Here is an 18,264-nt window from a genome sequence, read left to right on the forward strand (position 1 = left end):
TCAGGCGTCGAGCTGGCGCCCCAGGCGGACGAGAGCGATGTCGGTCTCGGCGCGCGAGGCGACGCAGACGCCGACAGGCGCGGGGCCGAGCTGTGAGGGGACGGTGAGGAGCGGGATCGACAGGGCCGGCACGCCCGCGACGGCGACGGGCGTCGTCATGCGCAGCGTCGCGGTGCGCACGGCATCGACCTTCGCGCCGTCCGACGTGCGCATGGGGGCGGGGCCCGGAACCGTCGGCAGGAGCAGCTGAGCGTCGATCAGGAGGTCGTCGACACGTCGCTTGAGCACCTCGACCGCGGCCCGCGCCCGCGACTCGTCCTCCGCCGTCACCTCAGACGCGGCGCGGAAGCGAGCCGCGACGGCCGGGCCGAGCGCGCCCGGGTGCTCGCGGATCCAGTCGCCGTTGTTGCGCCATGCCTCGGCGCCCTGCACGAGACGGAAGGGATCCTGATAGTCGGCGAGCGCGCCGATGTCGACGCGTTCGACGGGGGCGTCGAGAGTATCGAGCCATGCCTCGAACGCCTCGCGAGTGTCGGGCTCGAGGACGTCGATCACTTCGTTCGGCACGCGGAAGCGCCACGGCAGGTCGCGGCCGGATTCTCCGTAGACGCGCTCTGTCGAGTCGGATCCGTCGTACGACAGGCACCACTCGGCCGCCTTCTGCAGCGTGTCGACGTCGCGCGTGATCCATCCGATCGTGTCGAACGACTGCGCGAGCGGCAGCAGGCCCGCGCGCGGAACGAGCCCGTGCGTCGTGCGCAGCCCCCAGAGGCCCTGGTACGACGCGGGCACGCGGATGGATCCCGCGGTGTCGGTCGCGAGCCCGATATCGGCCTGCCCCGTCGCGACGGCGCTCGCGGGGCCTGAGGACGACCCACCGGGGAGGGCGCCGGGCACCGCGCCGTTGGGCGGTGTGCCGTAGTGGGGGTTGTCGCCGGCGACCGAGTAGGCGAACTCGTCGGTGCGCGCGATGCCGCGCAGCGACGCGCCCGCGCGGAGCAGATCGGTGACGGCTGGCGCCATCCGCGGCTCGGCCGCGACCGTGTCGACATAGGTGGGGTTGCCCGCTCCGATGCGATAGCCCTTGATCGCGAAGAGATCCTTCACCGCGACGGTCTTCCCCGCGAGGGGTCCGTCCCACGCGCCCTGGAACAGCGGATCCCCCACCGTTCGCCACATCGCACGGTTGAGCGGCTGTGGGCGCCCCGACACATGGGCCGACGTGATCCGCCACCCATCGGGTGTCTTCTGCCACAGCTGCGTCTGCAGGCCACGACCGCCGATGCGGAAGCGCGACACCGAGACGATCAGGGCCGTGTCGTCACCGAGCGCGCGGTACTCGATCCGCTCGATGTCGCGGGGCGGGACGCCGCCGCGGAGTCCGCGAAACGCGCTGATCGCCTCGTGCCCGACGAGGAGGCCCGCGTCGTCTCCGCGCATCGTGCGGGGGCTGTCGAGGAACCAGCGGTCGAGCTCATCGAGGTCGTTCGCAAGGATGGCCTTCTCGTAGGCGAAGAACGCGTCCCGCAGATCGGCGGGGACGCCTTCCGTGCCGGGGATCTCATGGGTCATGCGAAGTCGGCCTCTCGGATGCGGGCGTGCACGCCGCAGGTGATGTCGACCACCTGCGAGATGTCGAAGTCGGCGGCAGCCGACAGATAGGCGTAGGCGAGGTGCTCGTCCATGCCCCAGCGCGCCGTGATGAGGTCGATGGCCGCGCGCACGGCCTTTCGCATGGCCTCGTTCAGATCGGGGTCGAGGCCCGTCGGCACGAGGTACTCGGGCGTGCGGACGAGCGGACCAGTCACACGGCCGAACTGGCGCTGCGCCTCCGCGGCGGGGATCACGTCGAACGTGAGGCTCGCGCGCAGCGACGCCTCGAGCGCCGTGAGCGCGACCTCGCCGTCGCCCTGAGCGAAGTGCGGATCGCCGACGAACGCCAGGGCGCCGTCGACCTGCACCGGGAGGAACAGCTGGGTGCCCTCGACGAGCAGCTTGATGTCGATGTTGCCGCCGAAGTCGCTCGGCGGCACGGAGTGCGGCCGGTCGTCACTCGCCGGGGCGACGCCCATCGTGCCGAGGAACGGCGCGAGCGGGAAGGTGACATCGCGCGCGGCCCCCTCCGTGCGGGGCAGCGCACCGACGAGCCGGCCGTCTCGTTCCTCGACGGGCGCGAAGACGCTGACGGTGGATCCGTCGCGGGGCAGCTGGCCGGGCAGCGCGCCCTTGCCGTGACGATTGCTGATGACGCCGTAGGGGACGCGCGGAACGAGGCGATCGACCGTGATCCGCAAGAGATCGCCGGGGGCGGCACCCCGGACGTGGATCGGCCCCGTGACGACGTGCGGCCCGTCGGCCGAGTGGTCGCGCGGGCTCGTCGCGGCGATCGCCGCGGCATCGTCGAGCACGGCGTCCGCGGGCACGCCGTGGGCCGCGAAGAACGCCCGCGGATCCTGCCCTTGATCGGGCAGGAGGCCCTCGTGGCTGACGGTATCGACGACGACCTGGTCCCCCGACGCGATCGTGAGGACGGCGGCGTCGACTCCGCTGGGCAGCCTCCCCCAGATCACGTTGCGGGGCTCGGCGCTGAGGTACGTGGCGCCGTCCGGAACGTCCGCGTGCGGCTGGAGGATCGGGAGATCCGCGAACGCCGGGGTGCCCTCGCCCGTTCCGTATCTGTTGCGCGCGAGCCCGGCCGCGCGATCGATGCCCGTCATCGTTCCTCCCCTGTGAGCGGAGCGTCCGTTCCTGCGAGTCTGCCCTGCTCGCCGCCGGGAAGCACCTCCCTCCCCGAACGAGCGAGCAGGCCCTCGCCGCGCGAGAAGATCCGCTCACCGTGCAGATAGGTGTGGAGGACGGCTCCGGAGAGCTCGGCGCCGACCCACGGCGAGAGCTTGTTGCGGTACTCGAGCTCGCCCTCGACGAGCGTGTGAACGGCGTCGGGATCGAACACCGCGAGATGCGCGGGAGCCCCCGGCTCGATCGTGCCGCGCGTAAGGCGCACGAGGCGCGCGGGCCCCGTCGTGAACAGCGGCAGGATCCGTTCGAGCGGGATCCCGCGACGCCTCGCCTCGGTCCAGCACGCAATGAGTCCCGTCTGCGCGCCCGAGATGCCGCCCCAGGCCGTGCCCAGGTCCGGGTCGAGCTTGAGCTCGGCCGTCGCCGGAGAGTGGTCGCTCACGATCGCGTCGACCGTGCCGTCGAGCACTCCGCGCCACAGGGCGTCCTGATGGGATCGATCGCGGATGGGCGGGCAGCACTTGAACCGCCCCTGGCCGTCGGGCACGCTCGCGGCGTCGAGCGCGAGGTAGTGCGGGCACGTCTCAATCGTGATCGCGACGCCGTCCGCCTTCGCGCGGCGCACGAGATCGAGAGTCTCGGCGGCCGACACATGGACAATGTGCGCCCGAGCGCCCGTGCGACGCGCGGCGTCGATGACGAGCTTCACCGCCTCGACCTCGGCGGCGGGCGGCCGCGATGCGACGAAATCGGCGAAGACCCGCCCGGATGCCTCCCCCAGGTGCTCCTCGAGCTCGGCGTGCGCGATGAGCAGCCCGTCTCGCTCGGCGAGCTCGGCGAGCGCCCTTTCGAGCTGCGCGGCATCGAGATGACCGAACTCGTCGATGCCGCTCGGCGCGAGGAAGCACTTCACCCCGACGATGCCGGCATCCAGCAGCGCGCCGAGCGCGCCGAGGTTCTCGGGCACGGCACCGCCCCAGTAGGCGAGGTCGACCGCGAGCTGTCCGGCCGCCGCTCGCCGCTTCTCCGCGAGTGCTGCGGGCGTCGTCGTGACGGGGATCGAGTTGAGGGGCATCTCGACGACCGTCGTGACGCCGCCGGCCGCCGCCGCGGCCGTGCCGGTCGCGAACCCCTCCCACGAGGTCCGGCCCGGCTCGTTGAGATGTACGTGAGTGTCGACCAGGCCGGGGAGGAGCACGTGGGCATCGTCGACGACGACGTCCGCGTGCTCATCGAACGGCGCGATCTCGCGGATCCGGCCGTCTTCGATCCGGAGGCTCGCGGGACGGAACGCGCCGTCGAGGAACGTGCGGCGAGCGGCGATCGAACGGATCGTGCGGGTGGTTGTCTCGGCGTTCACGCCATCACGCTATCCGCGACGCGTGTCGCCGGTGTTTCCCGTGTGCCGATCGCGGCGTACTCGTCGCGCTTGCTCGTCCCCACGCCCATGCGAGCCATCCCCGAGACCAGACCGACGGATGCCGCGACGCCGTCGACGACGGGCACGCCGAGCTCACCCGTCAACGTCGCGCAGAGGTCCGCCATCCCGGCACAGCCGAGCACGATCGCGTCGGCGCCATCGACGCGCACGGCGCGTTCGCACCAGGCGACGATCTCGTCGACATCCGCCTGCTCCTCGAGCGCGAGCACGGGGATCCCGGTCGCGTGCGCCGCGACGCAGGCCTCGTCGAAACCGTATCGGCGCACGAGGTCTCGCGCCCGCCCGAGGGTCCGCGAGAGCGTCGTGACGATGCCGAAGCTGCGACCTGTGAGCGCGGCGACGTGCATGGCCGCCTCAGCGATCCCGATCACGGGCACCTCGACAAGTTCGCGCGCCGCGTCGACGCCCGGATCCCCGAAGCACGCGACCACATAGGCGTCGCTTCCGCCGCTCTCCTGATCGCGGACGATCATCGAGACGACGGCCGCGGCCGCCCGCACCTCGTCGAGATGGCTCTCGACCGCCGGCGGACCGTCGCCAGGCTCGGGGCAGACCGCGACGATCTCGACGTCGGGCGCCGCGACATCGTGCGCCGCCCGGGCGATCTTCTCGGTCATGACACGCGAGGTGTTGGGGTTGATGAGGGTGACGCGGATCAACGCTCTCCCACCTCCGCGGGCGCCGTCGCCGGCTCGAACGGCGCGGGCTCCGTCTCGTGACCGCCCTCGCGCACGTCGGGCACGGATCCGTCGGAGACGCCGTCCGTCTCGTCGTCCCAGCTCGGAACCTGCGGTCGACGCCGCTCGAGGAGGATGAACAGCGCGAATCCGAGGCCACATCCGATGAACCACGTGAAGTCGCTCACCGCGCCCCACCCCGAGCCGACGAGCCCCGCGAAGACGAGCGACTTCGGCACGATGGCGAGGAGAATCGTCGGGACTCCGGCGCCGACGACCGCCCACATCGCGTTGGGGTTGTACCCCCGGCGATACCAGTACGAGCCGGTCTCGGACATCGTGTACATGTCGTCGACCTTGATGCGCTGCCTCGCGACGACGTAGTAGCCGGCGATGAGGATCCCGAACAGCGGACCGATGAGCGCCGACAGGATGCCGAGCGTGTAGTGGATCGCCTCATCGTTGGAGTACCAGTTCCACGGCGTGAGGATGACCGACCCGACGGCGGCGATCATGCCGCCGGCGCGCCACGAGATGCGGTTCGGCGCCACGTTCGAGAAGTCGAACGCCGGCGAGATGAAGTTCGCGACGATGTTGATCCCGACGGTCGCGGTGACGAAGGTCAGACCGCCGAGGAGGATCGCGAACCAGTGGTCGATCCGCTCGACCGTGTGGATCGGATCCGTGATGAGCTCGCCGAAGACCGGCACGGTGGCCGACGCCGTAAGGACCGTGAGGATCGCGAAGAACAGGAAGTTGATGGGAAGGCCCCAGAAGTTGCCGCGCTTGACGGCCTCGAAGCTCTTGCCGTAGCGGGCGAAATCGCCGAAATTCAGCATCGGTCCGGAGAAGTACGACACGACGATCGCGATGGCCGTGCACATCACGGGGATCGACGCCCAGAAATCGAGCGGCTCGCCGGTCGAGAGATTGAGGCTGACGTTCTCCCACCCGGCCTGGCTAACGAGGTAGACGGCGAGGACGATCATGACGACGTAGACGGCCGGTCCCGCCCAGTCGATGAATCGACGGATCGCCTCCATCCCGTTCCAGAACACGGCAGCCTGCGCGACCCAGAGGATCGCGTAGGAGATCCACCCGAGCGCGTCGAGGCCGAGGAACGTCGGCTCGATGAGCGCGGCCGAGGCCGGGATGAACTTGAGGAAGACGATCGTGAGCGACTCGGCCGCGAGGAACGTCTGCACGCCGTACCAGGCGATGGCGATCACGCCGCGGATGATCGCGGGCAGGTTCGCCCCCTTGACGCCGAAGAGGAAGCGGTTGACGACGGGATACGGCACGCCCGTGCGCTGACTCGGCTTCGCGACGAGGTTCGCGAAGACCTGGACGATGACGATGCCGACGACGAGGGAGACAAGCACCTGCCAGCTGGAGATCCCGAGCGCGAAGAGGGAGCCCGCGGTCACGTACCCGCCGACCGAGTGCACGTCGCTCATCCAGAACGCGAGAATGTTGTAGCTCGTCCACTTCTGCTTCCGCAGCGGTGCGAGGTCCTCGTTCGCGAGGCGCGGGTCATAGCCGGGGCGCATGTTGGCGGAGCCAGCGGGGTGATCAGACATGGCGTGAAGCTATCGCTTCACATTTCCTCCGTGATGTCTCGCGTGTTTCCGCCCCGTGAAGTCACTCCATGCCGCCGGATACGATGACGAGGTGGCCCCGTCGACCTCCCCGGACTCACCTGATCCGCGGTTTCTCGTCGGCCGGCGCCTGCGCGATGCCCGGGAACGCGTCGGCGTCTCCCTCTCGGAGCTCGCGCGGCGCCTCGACATCTCCGCGAGCGCGGTCTCGCAGATCGAGCGCGGCGTCATGCAGCCGAGCGTCGCACGCCTCATCACGATCTCGGATGCGCTCGGGATCTCGCTCGCCGACGTCCTCTCCGATCCGGCAACCCCCGACGGCGAGCAGCGCGTCTCGATCGAGCGCGCAGAGGACGCCGCCCGGCTCGAGCTGGGCGGCGGGGTCACCTTCCGTCGCCTGACGCCCGGCGACAGCCCCGGCGTCGACTACTTCGAATCGGTCTATCCCCCGGGCAGCACCGCGGCCGCGCGGGACCGGCTGCTGCGACACGAGGGCTACGAGGTCGGGCACGTGATCTCAGGAGAGCTCACGATCGACTTCTCGGACGAGATCGTCGTCCTCCGCCCCGACGACACGATCACCTACCCGTGCGACCGGCCGCATCGGCTCCACAACGCGGGCGACGTTCCGGTCGTCGCCCGCTGGCTGATCGTGCATCCGACGGGCTGAGCGCCGCGCAGATCACACGTCGCGTCACGCACGCCGGGACTTTTCCGAGGCATGTTCCGGGACTTTTCCGAGGCACATTCCGGGACTTTTCCGAGGCGCCTGCACCGCCCACCTCCGCTCCCGCTGGCTGATCGTGCACGCCGCTGGCCCGTCGTAACCACCGCGAAACGGTCCGGGCATAACGTTGCCGCATGCGCTTCGCAGACTTCGATCGGGCAGCCGACTCCGAGGCGGAGACGACGGCCCGGCTCTGGGCCGACGTCCCGCAGTGGGTCGACGCGCTCGTCGACGAGCGCCCGCACGGATCCGTCGACGCTCTCGTCGAGAGTGCCCGCCGCGCCGCCACGCGATGGGGCGCGGCCGAGCTCGACGCCGCGCTCTCGCAGCACGCCCGCATCGGTGAGGCACCGCGGGGCGACTCCGCGGAGGCATCCGCGTCGCGCCGCGAGCAGAGCGCCGTGACGCGCGCTGGCGCCGATGTCGCTGCCCGTCTGGCCGACGCGAATGCGCGATACGAGGCACGCTTCGCGCGCGTCTTCCTCATCCGCGCCGCCGGCCGCACGCCCGAAGAGATCCTGGCCGAGCTCGAACGCCGGCTCCACAATGACGACGAGGCCGAGATCCGTGAGGCGTGCGCCCAGCTCGCCGAGATCGCCGTGCTGCGGATCCGGTCGACCTTCGAGGACGACGACACGGAGAGCAAGGAGAGCTGATGCCGCACCTGACCACGCACGTGCTCGATGCCGCGAGCGGAACCCCGGCGGCGGGCATCGAGATCGCCCTGACGACGGCATCCGGATCCGCGATCGCCGACGGCGTCACCGACGACGACGGCCGCGCGGGCCTCGGCCCCGATGCGCTCGTGCCCGGCGACTACACGCTGCGCTTCGAGACGCGCGAGCACTTCGCCGCACGCGGCGTCGAGGCCTTCTACCCGTTCGTGACGGTCACCTTCACGGTGACGGACGACCGGCACTATCACGTGCCGATCCTCCTCAGTCCGTTCGCCTATTCCACCTACCGAGGGAGCTGACATGAGCGACGTCTCCGTGCGCCTGGGCCCGAACAAGTACGGCAAGGCCGAGGTGCGTCTCGTGCGCATCACGCGCGACACCCCACGCCACGAGATCGAAGACCTCAACGTCACGTCGCAGCTGCGAGGAGATGTCGACGGATCCTTCCTCACGGGCGACAACACGCGGATCGTCGCGACGGACACCCAGAAGAACACTGTCTTCGCCCTTGCCAAGACGCATGGCGTCGGCTCCCCGGAGCGGTTCCTGCAGACCCTCGCCGAGCACTTCACGGGAGAGTTCGACTGGATCGACGGTGGGCTCTGGCAGGCCGAGCAGTACTCATGGGATCGCATCGCGTCGGGCGGCCCCGGCGAGGACCACTCGTTCGTGCGAAACGGCCGGGCCACCCGCCTCGCCGCCGTGCAGGTCTTGGACGGCGCGACGCACGTGACCGGCGGGGTGAAGGACCTCACGGTGCTGAAGTCGACCGGGTCCGAGTTCTGGGGGTACCCGAAGACCGAGTTCACGACCCTGCCCGAGACGCAGGACCGCATCATGGCGACGAGCGTCACGGGCCGCTGGCGCTTTCTCCCCGAGGCGGTCGACGCCGGCATCGACTACAACGGCGTCTACGACGACGTCTGCCGCGTGCTGCTCGAGCGCTTCGCCGACGTGCACTCGCTCGCCCTGCAGCAGACGCTCTACGAGATGGGCAAGGCCGCGATCGCCGCGCGCCCCGAACTCGCCGAGGTGCGCTTCGCAATGCCGAACAAGCACCACTTCGTCTACGACCTCGCGCGCTTCGGTCTCGAGAACGAGAACGAGGTCTTCATCGCCGATGACCGCCCCTACGGCCTCATCGAAGGCAGCGTCATCCGCGACGGTGTCGCCGATGCGCCCGAGGCCTGGCACGAGCTGCCGAGCTTCGTATGACACCGCGACGACGGCCCGGGAATCAGGGGCGCGCGTGGACCTGAACACCGTCTCGGCATACCGCGCCGCGCGCTCGCGCGACGATCTCATGCTGGCGGACGGCGAGCGGATCCTCGGCGGCGGGACCTGGCTCTACTCCGAACCACAGATCGGCACCACAGGGCTCGTCGATCTGACGACGATGGGCTGGCCCGCGCTGGAGCGCGTCGGGGACGGTCTACGGATCGCGGCGACGTGCACGATCGCCGAGCTCGCGCAGATGCCGCCCGAGCCGACGTGGCGCGCACACCCCCTTTTCTTCCAGGCGGCGACCGCCCTTCTCGCCTCATTCAAGGTGTGGAACGTCGCGACGGTCGGCGGAAACGTGTGCCGCGCGTTCGCCGCGGGCGCGATGGTGTCCCTCTGCACGGCGTTGGACGCCGAAGCGCTCGTGTGGACACCCGACGGCGGCGAGCGCCGGCTGCCCGTCGCGGATCTCGTGACCGGCAACGGAACGACCTCGCTCCGCGACGGCGAGGTGCTGCGCGCGCTCGACATCCCCGGACACGCCCTGCGTGCGCGGACGGCGTTCCGGAAGATCGCGCTCGCCGAGCTCGGTCGCTCGGGCGCCGTCGTGATCGGGCGCGTCGACGAGGATGGCCGGGCCGTTTTCAGCGTCACGGCAGCCGTCGAGCGACCGGCCGTGCTGCGGTACGACGCACTTCCCGACGCGGTGCGCCTCGCCGCCGATGTCCGATCTCTCGACGGGTACTACTCGGATCCGTTCGGCGCCGCCGACTGGCGCCGACACGTGAGCGGCGTCCTGGCGGCACAGACCCGAGAGGAGCTCGCCTCGTGAAGTTCCGGATCAACGGCGCCGAGGTTGACGGGAATCCCGCGCCCGGCCAGTGCCTGCGCACCCATCTGCGCGACCACGGGCACACGGAGGTCAAGCGCGGCTGCGACGCGGGCGACTGCGGGGCCTGCAGCGTCCTCGTCGACGGTGCACCCGTGCACTCGTGCATCTTCCCCGCGCAGCGCATCGATGGCCGAGAGGTGACGACAGCCGCCGGGCTCGGAACCCCGGGCGAGCTGAGCCCGATGCAGAGCGCGTTCGTCGACGGCTTCGGGTTCCAGTGCGGATACTGCACGCCGGGCATGGTCGTCACGGCGTCGTCGCTCGAAGACGATCCCGATGATCTCCCGCGCCTCATGAAGGGAAGCCTGTGCCGCTGCACCGGCTATCGAGCGATCCGCGAGTCCATCCGCGACGGCCAGAGGCGCGGCGCCGAGAACCTCGGCAGCACGGGAGCCGACGCGCGCGTGGGCTGCTCGACCCGCCCTCCCGCGGCGGAGCGGATCGTGTCGGGCACCGAGCCGTACACCTTCGATCCCGTCGTGCCCGGCGCGCAGGTGCTGCGCGTGCTCGGTTCCCCGCACGCGCACGCGCGGATCGTCTCGATCGACACGTCCGAGGCCGAGCGCGTGCCCGGAGTGGCGCTCGTGCTCACCCACCGCGACGTCGAAGACCTCCCCCGCTTCTCGACGGGACGCCACGAGCACCGCGAGGACGACCCCGACGACACGCGCGTGCTCGACGACCGCGTGCGCTTCGTCGGCCAGCGCGTCGCGGCCGTCGTCGCCGACTCGGCTGCCGCCGCCGAGGAGGCGTGCCGACGGATCCGGGTCGAGTACGAGACGCTGCCCGCCGTCTTCGATCCCGAGGAAGCGCGACGGCCGGGTGCCCCGCTCCTCCACGCGGATCGCACGCCCGAAGATCGCGTCGACGAGCCGGACCGCAACGTCATCACGAGCGTGCACGACGGCTTCGGCGACGTCGACGCTGCCCTCGCCTGCGCGCACACGCGCGTCTCGGGCACGTGGAGCACCTCGCGCGTCGCGCATGCGCAGCTCGAGACCCGCGGCGCCGTCGGCTGGATCGCCGACGACGGGCGCCTCACGATCCGGACGAGCTCGCAGGTGCCGTTCCTCGTGCGCGACGAACTGGCGCGCCTGCTGTCGCTGCAGCCCGACGGGATCCGCGTGATGACGGCTCGGGTCGGCGGCGGGTTCGGCGGCAAGCAGGAGCTGCTGTGCGAGGATCTCGTGGCCGTCGCCGTGCAGCGCACGGGACGTCCTGTCGCATACGAGCTCAATCGACACGAGGAGTTCGTTCGGACGACTGTGCGCCATCCGATGCGCGTCTCGGTTTCGCTCGGAGCCGACGCCGATGGACGGCTCACAGCGATGAAGCTCGACCTCCTCGCCGACGCGGGCGCGTACGGCAACCACTCCCGCGGCGTGCTGTTCCACGCATGCGCCGAGTCGATGAGCCTGTACCGCTCCCCCGCCAAGCGCGTCGACGCCGAGGCCGTCTACACGAACAACGTGCCGTCCGGCGCCTTCCGCGGATACGGCCTGGGGCAGGTGAGCTTCGCGATCGAGTCGGCGATGGACGAGCTCGCGATCGAGCTCGGCCTGGATCCGTTCGAGCTGCGTCGACGCAACGCGGTGGCCCCGGAGGATCCCGTCCTCGCCCACGGATCGGCGCCCGAGCCGGGAATCGTGTGGGGCAGCTACGGCCTCGATCAGTGCCTCGATCTCGCGCAGAGCGCCCTCGCGACGGGCGGGGATCCGGTGCCCGAGGGCGACTCATGGCGCGTCGGCGAGGGGATGGCTGCGGCGATGATCGCCACGATGGCGCCGTTCGGGCACATCTCGCACGTAACCGTGACGCTGCGGCCCGACGGTTCGATCGACGTGGGGGTCGGCACGAGCGAGTTCGGCAACGGCACGACGACGGTGCACACGCAGATCGTCGCGACGGATCTCGCGACGACGCCCGACCGGATCCGTCTGCATCACTCAGACACCGACGCCGCACCGTACGACACGGGAGCCTTCGCCTCGGCCGGCACGACGGTCGCCGGCAAGGCGCTCCACGCCGCGGCGCTCGCGCTGCGCGATGTGCTGCGCGAGACGGCGGCCCGGCTCACGGGCGCGGAGATCGCCGACTGCGTGCTTGAGCGCGACGGCGTCCGCGTGAACGGGGCACTCGTCTCCTTCGCCGATCTCGTCGCGGCGGCCCCTGCCGAGCACCGCTTCGAGAACGGTCTGCGCACAGACGGGAGCGAGCTCGGCGAACTGCGCAGCCTCGCGTTCGATGTGCAGGCGTTCCGCGTCGCGGTCGACACCGAGACAGGTGCCGTACGGATCCTCCACTCGGTCCACGCGGCCGACGCCGGCACGGTCATGAATCCGGCGCAGTGCCGGGGTCAGGTCGAGGGCGGCGTCGCACAGGGCATCGGCGGGGCGCTGTACGAAGAGGTCATGACGGCGGAGGACGGATCCGTCGCGACGCCGGTCTTCCGCAGCTACCGCGTCCCGCAGATGGCCGACATCCCCGACACCGAGGTCCTGTTCGCCGAGACCGCCGACGATCTCGGCCCGTTCGGCGCGAAGTCGATGAGCGAGTCGCCGTACAACCCTGTGGCGCCGGCCCTCGCGAACGCGATCCGCCGGGCGATCGGCAGGCGGCCGTACGAGAGCCCCATGTCGCGGGACCGGATCTGGCGCCTGATCTCCCGAGAGGAGACGCCATGAGGGACGTGCTGCCGGTCGCGGCGCGGTGGGCGCGCGATGGGCGCCCCTTCGCGCTCGCGACGGTCGTGGGGATCCGCGGCAGCGCGCCGCGAGAACTCGGCGCGAGCATGCTCGTGGACGAGGACGGCACCGTGATCGGCAATGTGTCGGGCGGCTGCGTCGACGCCGCCGTCGCGGCCGACGGCGGCGAGGCGCTGCGCGAGGGCTCCTCCCGCGTGCACCGGTACGGGGTCGACGACGATCCTGTGCATGGGATCGCCCTCACCTGCGGCGGCGAGATCGACGTGCTCGTGCGCCCCGTCCCGCGAGACAGCGACGCCGCACGGCAGCTGTGCGCGCTCGCGGCCGCGGACGGGGCGATCGGCTGCGCCCTCGCGATCGCGGGCGAGCGGACCGGTCGCTCCTGGATCGTCGGGGACGACGTCGGCGCGGACGCCGAGGATCCGTCCACGCGCCGCATGCTTGCGGACGCCGCGGCTCTCGTCCGCGGCGACCGCGCGCGCGTGCTCGCCTACGACGCGGAGGGGTGCCGCGCCGACGATGCGGCGCCATCGCTCCTCCTCGTCCCATTCGGCTCGGCACCGCGCCTGATCGTGGTCGGCGCCGTCCAGTTCGCCGTGCCGCTCACGAGCCTCGCCGCGGCTCTCGGCTTTCGCTGCACGGTCGTCGACGCGCGACCGGCCTTCACCTCGCCCGAACGCTTCCCGGATGCGGAGGTCGTCGTGTCGTGGCCCGATCGCTATCTCGCGTCGACGGACATCGATGCGGCCACCGCGATCTGCATCCTCACGCACGACAGCCGCTTCGACGTGCCGGCGCTGCGGCTCGCGCTCGACGGACCGGCCGGATACGTCGGTGCGATGGGGAGTCGCGCGACCCACGACGACCGCGTGCAGCGGCTGGGCGAGGCCGGCGTCACGGCCGCGCAGATGGCCCGTCTCCGTTCGCCGATCGGCCTGGATCTCGGCGGCCGAAGCCCCGAGGAGACCGCGCTGTCGATCCTCGCCGAGATCGTCGCGCGCCGGAACGGCGCGACAGGCGCGCCGCTGTCGGAGCGGACGGGTCCCGTGCATCTGAGCGGAGCGGAAGGCGCATGAGTTCCGACCAGCTCTGCGGGATCGTCCTTGCGGCCGGAGCTGGCACACGCTTCGGGGGGCCGAAGGCGCTCGCGCGCACCACCGATGGGCGGTCGTGGCTCCGGCTCGCTGTGGCGGCTCTCGACAGCGCAGGATGCAGGCAGATCCTCGTCGCCGTCGGCGCCTCGGCCGACGCGGTCGAGCAGATCCTCCCGCCACGGGCGAGCGCCGTGTGGGTGCGCGGGTGGCGGACCGGGCTCGCGGCGAGCCTGCGCGACACGCTGGAAGCCGCCGCGCAGACGGCGGCGCGCGCGGCCCTCGTGATCCCCGTCGACACCCCCGCGATGCCGACGACGGTCTGCCGCCGCGTCCTCGACGTCGTCCCACCTGGTCCGCACGCCCTCGCACGCGCCGTCTACGCGGGAACACCAGGCCACCCGGTTCTGATCGGGCGCGAGCACTGGGAGCCGATCCGCCGCGAGGCGAGCGGCGACCGCGGTGCCAGCGGGTATCTCCGGTCCCACGGCTCCGCCCGCGTCGAGTGCGCCGATCTCTGGGACGGCGCAGACATCGACGAGTCGCCGTGAGCGTCAACCGGCGACGTACGTCCGAGTCCATCCCGCGTCGCCCCGCGTGTACCGGACGCGGCGGCTCGGCCCGCCCTCCGCGCCCTCCCAGAACGCGATCTCGTCCGGCAGAAGCCAGAACCCCGCCCAGCTCGCCGGCATCGCCGGCTCGTCGTGCGCGAGATCGGCGCGCGCGAACGCGTCTTCCCGCTCGACGCGCGGACGGTTCGCCAGCTGGTCAGTGTTGAGGAGAGCGAGCAGCTGAAGGTAGCGGCTGCGCCGGTCGAACGCGGCGCGCTCGCCCGCGGCGGTGTCGCGACGCACGCTTCCGCGCAGCACGACCTGACGCGCAACCTCCGGCCATCGCACGACGAGGGCCGCGACCGGGCGAGCGCGCAGCTGCTGCGCCTTCCTGCTGCCGACGTCCGTGTGGATCGCGACGGAGACACCGTCGACCGCCGAGACGAGAACCGTGCGCGCATCGGGCACGCCATCCTCGTCGACCGTCGCGAGCGTCGCGAGCGGACGTTCCGGGGCATCGTCCGCGGGGAGCCACGACAGAAGGAGCGCGGCCGGATCGGCGGGTGCACGCCCGTCCTGTACGGGACGCTCTCCCTCGGCGGGCGGGACGATCCCGGCCGCTCCGAGCAGCCTCGACGCCGTCATGCGGCGTGCCGGAATCGGGAGATCTCGGCGAGGGCGGTCGCGACGAACTCGGTCCCTTCCTCGACGAGGGCGCGCCCGTACTCTGCGGTCGCCTGCGTCGGGTCTCCGATCACACCGCTCGGTCCGAAATCGTCCGAGGTCCAGCCGAAGCTGACGGGAGCCCCGTTGAACCCGATCGTGGAGAACCCCGCGATGTGTTCCGGGACGCTGCGCACGGCGCGCGACATGTCGACGAGCTCGGGGCGCAGGGCGAGCATGACGCTCGTCTCCGAGTGACCGGCATGGATCCCCATGCCGAATTCGTCCGGCCCTCCCTCGGCGGAACCGCCCGCGCGCTGGGTACCCGAGCCGAGCGAGAACGTGCGCAGCCCGTACCGGCGACGGATCTCGCGATTCACGACCTGCAGGAGCGCCGAGTTGCCTCCGTGCCCGTTGAGGAAGACGAGCGTGCGTGCAGGCGTCTCGGCGACCGATCGCCCGACGTCGACGAGCGTGTTCCAGATCGTCGAGGCCTCCATCCAGATCGTTCCCGGCGCCCAGTGGTGCTCGTCGCTCTTGCTCGCGGCGATCGACGGCAGAAGCCAGGCATCGACACCGTTCTCGACCGCGCGATCGACGGCGCGAGTCCCGATCTCCTCCGGGATGACGAGGTCGGTGCTGAGAGGAAGGTGCGAGCCGTGCTGCTCGAGGGCGCCGATGGGCTGCACGACGACAGACTCTTCCGTCAGCGCCTCGATGGCCGCCGGCTGAGGCAGATCGGTGAGCAGGCGGCTCATCGGATGGATCCCTTCTGAGGCCCGGTGTAGTCGGGATTGAGCTTGCCGGGGTTGAGCAGCCCGCGAGGGTCCGTCGTCCGAGCGACCTCGATCGTGCGCTGCACCTCGAAGTCGACGTTCCACTGGTGGCAGTTGTGCACGCGCACACCGATCGCTGTGAGCCGTTCGATCGCCGCCTCGACCGCTTCCGGCCCGACGTACTCCGAGGCGAGCATGCCGATCGGGACCGTGTGGCCCGCCTCGATGTGGAGGAGTCCGTCGCCGATCGTGGCGTGCACGAGGTCGATGTCGTCGGCGAGGACGTCACCCGCGACCTCGAGGTGGTAGTAGAACCCCGGACGGGACTTCTGCAGCCACTCGATCGGGTGGTTGTAGCTGAGCGTCGAGAGCTTCGCCCCCTCGACCGCCCCGTCTCGAACGGCCTCGACCCGTCCACCCGCGTCGGCGATCAGGCGAGTGATCTCCGCGACCGCGTCGGGGTGAGCGATCGCGCGGAGACTCGACCGCCCAGATGGGATCGCGTCATCGTCGGGCAGGGCCGCCGATACCTCGACCGTGTCGGCCGACACGAGGCGCGGTCGCGGCTCGAGTCGGCCGATCTCGCGGACCACCGACAGCGATCCGCCGAAACTCGGGAACGACGCGTACAGCGCTCGCCACGCGACCTCGGGCTCGAGTCGGACCGTCGCACGGGCGATGATGCCCGCCGTACCGTAGTTGTGCACATAGCGCTGCGCGGCCTCCCCCTCGACGTGTGTCAGCCCTGAGCCATCGGCGTGCACGACGTCGAGAGCGACGACGAATCCCATGTGGTTCGCGCCATGCACGATCGTGCCTGTGCCGCCGGATCCCCCCGCGAGGAAGCCGCCGATCGACGAGTTCATCGTCGACGGATACATCCACAGCTGCTGGCCGGCCTCACGCGCGGCCTGCTCGAGCTGCGCCATGGGCGCCCCCGCGTCGGCCGTGATCGTTCCGTCTCCGACCTCATGGATCGTCCGGGCACGCGACGTGTCGAGCACGAGCCCGCCCGTCGACGGGATCGCCTGACCGTAGTTGCCGGTGCCCTTGCCGCGCGGGGTCACGGGGATCCCGCGCGACACAGCCTCCTGCACGACGCGCGCGATGTCCTCCGCGGTCGTCGGAAAGGCGACGATCTCGGCGATGCCGAGGGGGAGCCGCTCGCTGATGACGGGCGACATGCGCGCCCCGTCGACCGAGGCACGTTCGAGCATCCGGCGGTCTGTCGAGACATTCCGAGGTCCGAGGAACTCCACGAGCGCGTCGTGCAGCTCGACGACGGGCGCCCGCTCTGCCGTCACGGCGCTCATTCGGGCAGTCCGATCGACGTGTCGAGGAACTCGTTGGTGTAGATGTCCTCGGCTTCCAGCTCCGGATCGACATCGGCCGCGATCTGCTGGAACAGATCCATGCCGGTCTCGAAGAACTCCTGCACGCGTTCCGGATCGAAGTCGCCGATGTAGTCGTTGTCGCCGTTCGACACGATGCCGTCCGCAAGGAGCGTCTCCGTCGCGTAGTCGGCCACACCCTCCGAGTAGGACCAGCCGTTGTCGTATTCCGCGACGAGCTCAAGAATGAGCTGGTTCGCTTCCGCAGGGTCCGCGAAGAAGTCGACCTCCGCCTGCTGCAGGATTGGGACGAGCTCCTCCAAGCAGGGCGACAGCTCCTCGAACCGGTCGGCGCGCACCGACAGCGCGGATCCGTAGATGTCCCAGCCCGCGTCCGCGATCAGCGCGTAGTCGACGGGCTTGTTCCACGCGTCGACCTCATTGGCGTAGATGTACGGCTCGGCCGAGGCGAAGCCCTGCTGCGCCGAGAGCCCGGCATCCGACACGAACGCCGCGGGGGTGCCGTCGTACCCGCCGTCGACGATCGACTCCGGAACGATGCCGGCCGCCATGAGGTACTCCATATATGCGGCGCCACCGAAGTAGCGCCACGCGCCCCCCGATTCCTCGAGCGCCCCGGCTAGGTCCTCGATCGTCTCGACCTCGGGATAGGTCTCCGGATCCCACATGACCATCTGCGGGTTCACGTCCATCTGCGCCATCACGCCGACGACGGGAGTCACCGCCGACGACGAGATCGCCGCGTCCGAGTGCACGTAGCCGAGCGTGATCGCATCATCCTGGTACATGATCGAATTGACGGTCGAGTAGCCGATCGCGGGGCCGCCCGAGCGGACCTCGAAGTCGACGCCGGTGTACTCCCCGTCGACGACGAGAGGCGACGACACCGACTTGCTGTCGGCATCGATCGCACGGTCGTCGCCGATGAGCTGATACAGATGACCGTGCTCCGACTCGGGGTTCCAGTCGGTCTGCACGACGACCGTCTCCGGGCAGACAGCGGAGAGGTCGAGGGCACCGACCTCGAGGTCGGCGGCCGCGTCCTGCGGGGCGGATCCGCCCGAGCAGGCGGTGAGCGCGACGGCGGCGATGCCCAGCGTCGCGACGGCGGCAGGGCGCCGGCGGAGAGGATGCGTCATGAGAGTGGCTCGCTT

The 18,264-nt window shown here is 70.7% G+C and carries 17 protein-coding genes; 8 read left to right on the forward strand and 9 right to left on the reverse strand.

Annotated features, from left to right (window positions below; translation table 11 throughout):
- The 5 genes from C0012_RS09990 to C0012_RS10010 are packed head-to-tail and all read right to left on the reverse strand — an operon-like array spanning position 1 to position 6,437.
- Complete coding sequence (locus C0012_RS09990) at positions 1–1,572, reverse strand: AtzH-like domain-containing protein (RefSeq protein ID WP_110589841.1); 1,572 nt, start codon at positions 1,570–1,572, stop codon at positions 1–3.
- On the reverse strand, positions 1,569–2,717 hold the full coding sequence (locus C0012_RS09995; protein ID WP_110589842.1) for an acetamidase/formamidase family protein: 1,149 nt from the start codon (positions 2,715–2,717) through the stop codon (positions 1,569–1,571). The genes C0012_RS09990 and C0012_RS09995 overlap by 4 nt, the downstream gene beginning before the upstream one ends.
- Positions 2,714–4,099, reverse strand: coding sequence for an allantoinase AllB (gene allB, locus C0012_RS10000; RefSeq protein WP_232527878.1), 1,386 nt, complete (start codon positions 4,097–4,099; stop codon positions 2,714–2,716). The genes C0012_RS09995 and allB overlap by 4 nt, the downstream gene beginning before the upstream one ends.
- The gene (locus C0012_RS10005) at positions 4,096–4,839 is read right to left on the reverse strand and encodes an aspartate/glutamate racemase family protein (RefSeq protein ID WP_232527879.1); all 744 of its coding nucleotides are present in this window, start codon (positions 4,837–4,839) and stop codon (positions 4,096–4,098) included. Before C0012_RS10005 ends, allB begins: the two co-directional genes overlap by 4 nt.
- Positions 4,836–6,437: an NCS1 family nucleobase:cation symporter-1 gene (locus C0012_RS10010; RefSeq protein ID WP_110589843.1), complete on the reverse strand. Its 1,602-nt coding sequence runs from the start codon at positions 6,435–6,437 to the stop codon at positions 4,836–4,838. Before C0012_RS10010 ends, C0012_RS10005 begins: the two co-directional genes overlap by 4 nt.
- Before the next feature lie 91 nt (positions 6,438–6,528).
- Here C0012_RS10010 and C0012_RS10015 point away from each other — a divergent pair, with 91 nt between their 5' ends.
- The 8 genes from C0012_RS10015 to C0012_RS10050 all read left to right on the forward strand — a co-directional run bounded on the left by C0012_RS10015 (position 6,529) and on the right by C0012_RS10050 (position 14,319).
- Positions 6,529–7,125, forward strand: a complete 597-nt coding sequence (locus tag C0012_RS10015; RefSeq protein ID WP_110589844.1) for a helix-turn-helix domain-containing protein — start codon at positions 6,529–6,531, stop codon at positions 7,123–7,125.
- A 191-nt stretch (positions 7,126–7,316) separates the two neighbouring features.
- Positions 7,317–7,838, forward strand: coding sequence for a 2-oxo-4-hydroxy-4-carboxy-5-ureidoimidazoline decarboxylase (uraD, locus tag C0012_RS10020; protein ID WP_110589845.1), 522 nt, complete (start codon positions 7,317–7,319; stop codon positions 7,836–7,838).
- Positions 7,838–8,158, forward strand: a complete 321-nt coding sequence (uraH, locus tag C0012_RS10025) for a hydroxyisourate hydrolase (protein ID WP_110589846.1) — start codon at positions 7,838–7,840, stop codon at positions 8,156–8,158. The genes uraD and uraH overlap by 1 nt, the downstream gene beginning before the upstream one ends.
- A 1-nt stretch (position 8,159) precedes the next feature.
- On the forward strand, positions 8,160–9,074 hold the full coding sequence (gene pucL / locus C0012_RS10030; RefSeq protein WP_110589847.1) for a factor-independent urate hydroxylase: 915 nt from the start codon (positions 8,160–8,162) through the stop codon (positions 9,072–9,074).
- 34 nt (positions 9,075–9,108) lie between these two features.
- Positions 9,109–9,912: an FAD binding domain-containing protein gene (locus tag C0012_RS10035; RefSeq protein WP_110589848.1), complete on the forward strand. Its 804-nt coding sequence runs from the start codon at positions 9,109–9,111 to the stop codon at positions 9,910–9,912.
- On the forward strand, positions 9,909–12,656 hold the full coding sequence (locus tag C0012_RS10040) for a molybdopterin-dependent oxidoreductase (protein WP_110589849.1): 2,748 nt from the start codon (positions 9,909–9,911) through the stop codon (positions 12,654–12,656). Before C0012_RS10035 ends, C0012_RS10040 begins: the two co-directional genes overlap by 4 nt.
- The gene (locus C0012_RS15810) at positions 12,653–13,753 is read left to right on the forward strand and encodes an XdhC family protein (protein ID WP_110589850.1); all 1,101 of its coding nucleotides are present in this window, start codon (positions 12,653–12,655) and stop codon (positions 13,751–13,753) included. Before C0012_RS10040 ends, C0012_RS15810 begins: the two co-directional genes overlap by 4 nt.
- The gene (locus C0012_RS10050; protein WP_110589851.1) at positions 13,750–14,319 is read left to right on the forward strand and encodes a nucleotidyltransferase family protein; all 570 of its coding nucleotides are present in this window, start codon (positions 13,750–13,752) and stop codon (positions 14,317–14,319) included. Before C0012_RS15810 ends, C0012_RS10050 begins: the two co-directional genes overlap by 4 nt.
- 3 nt (positions 14,320–14,322) lie before the next feature.
- On the opposite strand, the gene C0012_RS10055 is transcribed toward C0012_RS10050, so the two are convergent.
- Genes C0012_RS10055 through C0012_RS10070 form a run of 4 tightly spaced genes read right to left on the reverse strand, consistent with a single transcriptional unit; the run spans position 14,323 to position 18,249 of the window.
- A complete protein-coding gene (locus C0012_RS10055) occupies positions 14,323–14,964 on the reverse strand; it encodes a pyridoxine/pyridoxamine 5'-phosphate oxidase (RefSeq protein ID WP_110589852.1) in 642 nt (213 codons plus the stop codon).
- Entirely contained in the window at positions 14,961–15,740 is a 780-nt protein-coding gene (locus C0012_RS10060; protein ID WP_110589853.1) for a creatininase family protein, read from the reverse strand. Before C0012_RS10060 ends, C0012_RS10055 begins: the two co-directional genes overlap by 4 nt.
- Positions 15,737–17,071: an FAD-binding oxidoreductase gene (locus C0012_RS10065; RefSeq protein WP_110589854.1), complete on the reverse strand. Its 1,335-nt coding sequence runs from the start codon at positions 17,069–17,071 to the stop codon at positions 15,737–15,739. Before C0012_RS10065 ends, C0012_RS10060 begins: the two co-directional genes overlap by 4 nt.
- Positions 17,068–18,249, reverse strand: coding sequence for a substrate-binding domain-containing protein (locus C0012_RS10070; protein WP_110589855.1), 1,182 nt, complete (start codon positions 18,247–18,249; stop codon positions 17,068–17,070). The genes C0012_RS10065 and C0012_RS10070 overlap by 4 nt, the downstream gene beginning before the upstream one ends.
- Between the last annotated feature and the right edge of the window lie 15 nt (positions 18,250–18,264).

The organism is Microbacterium suaedae, from assembly GCF_003254645.1.
In the GTDB taxonomy this organism is placed as follows: Bacteria; Actinomycetota; Actinomycetes; order Actinomycetales; family Microbacteriaceae; genus Microbacterium; species Microbacterium suaedae.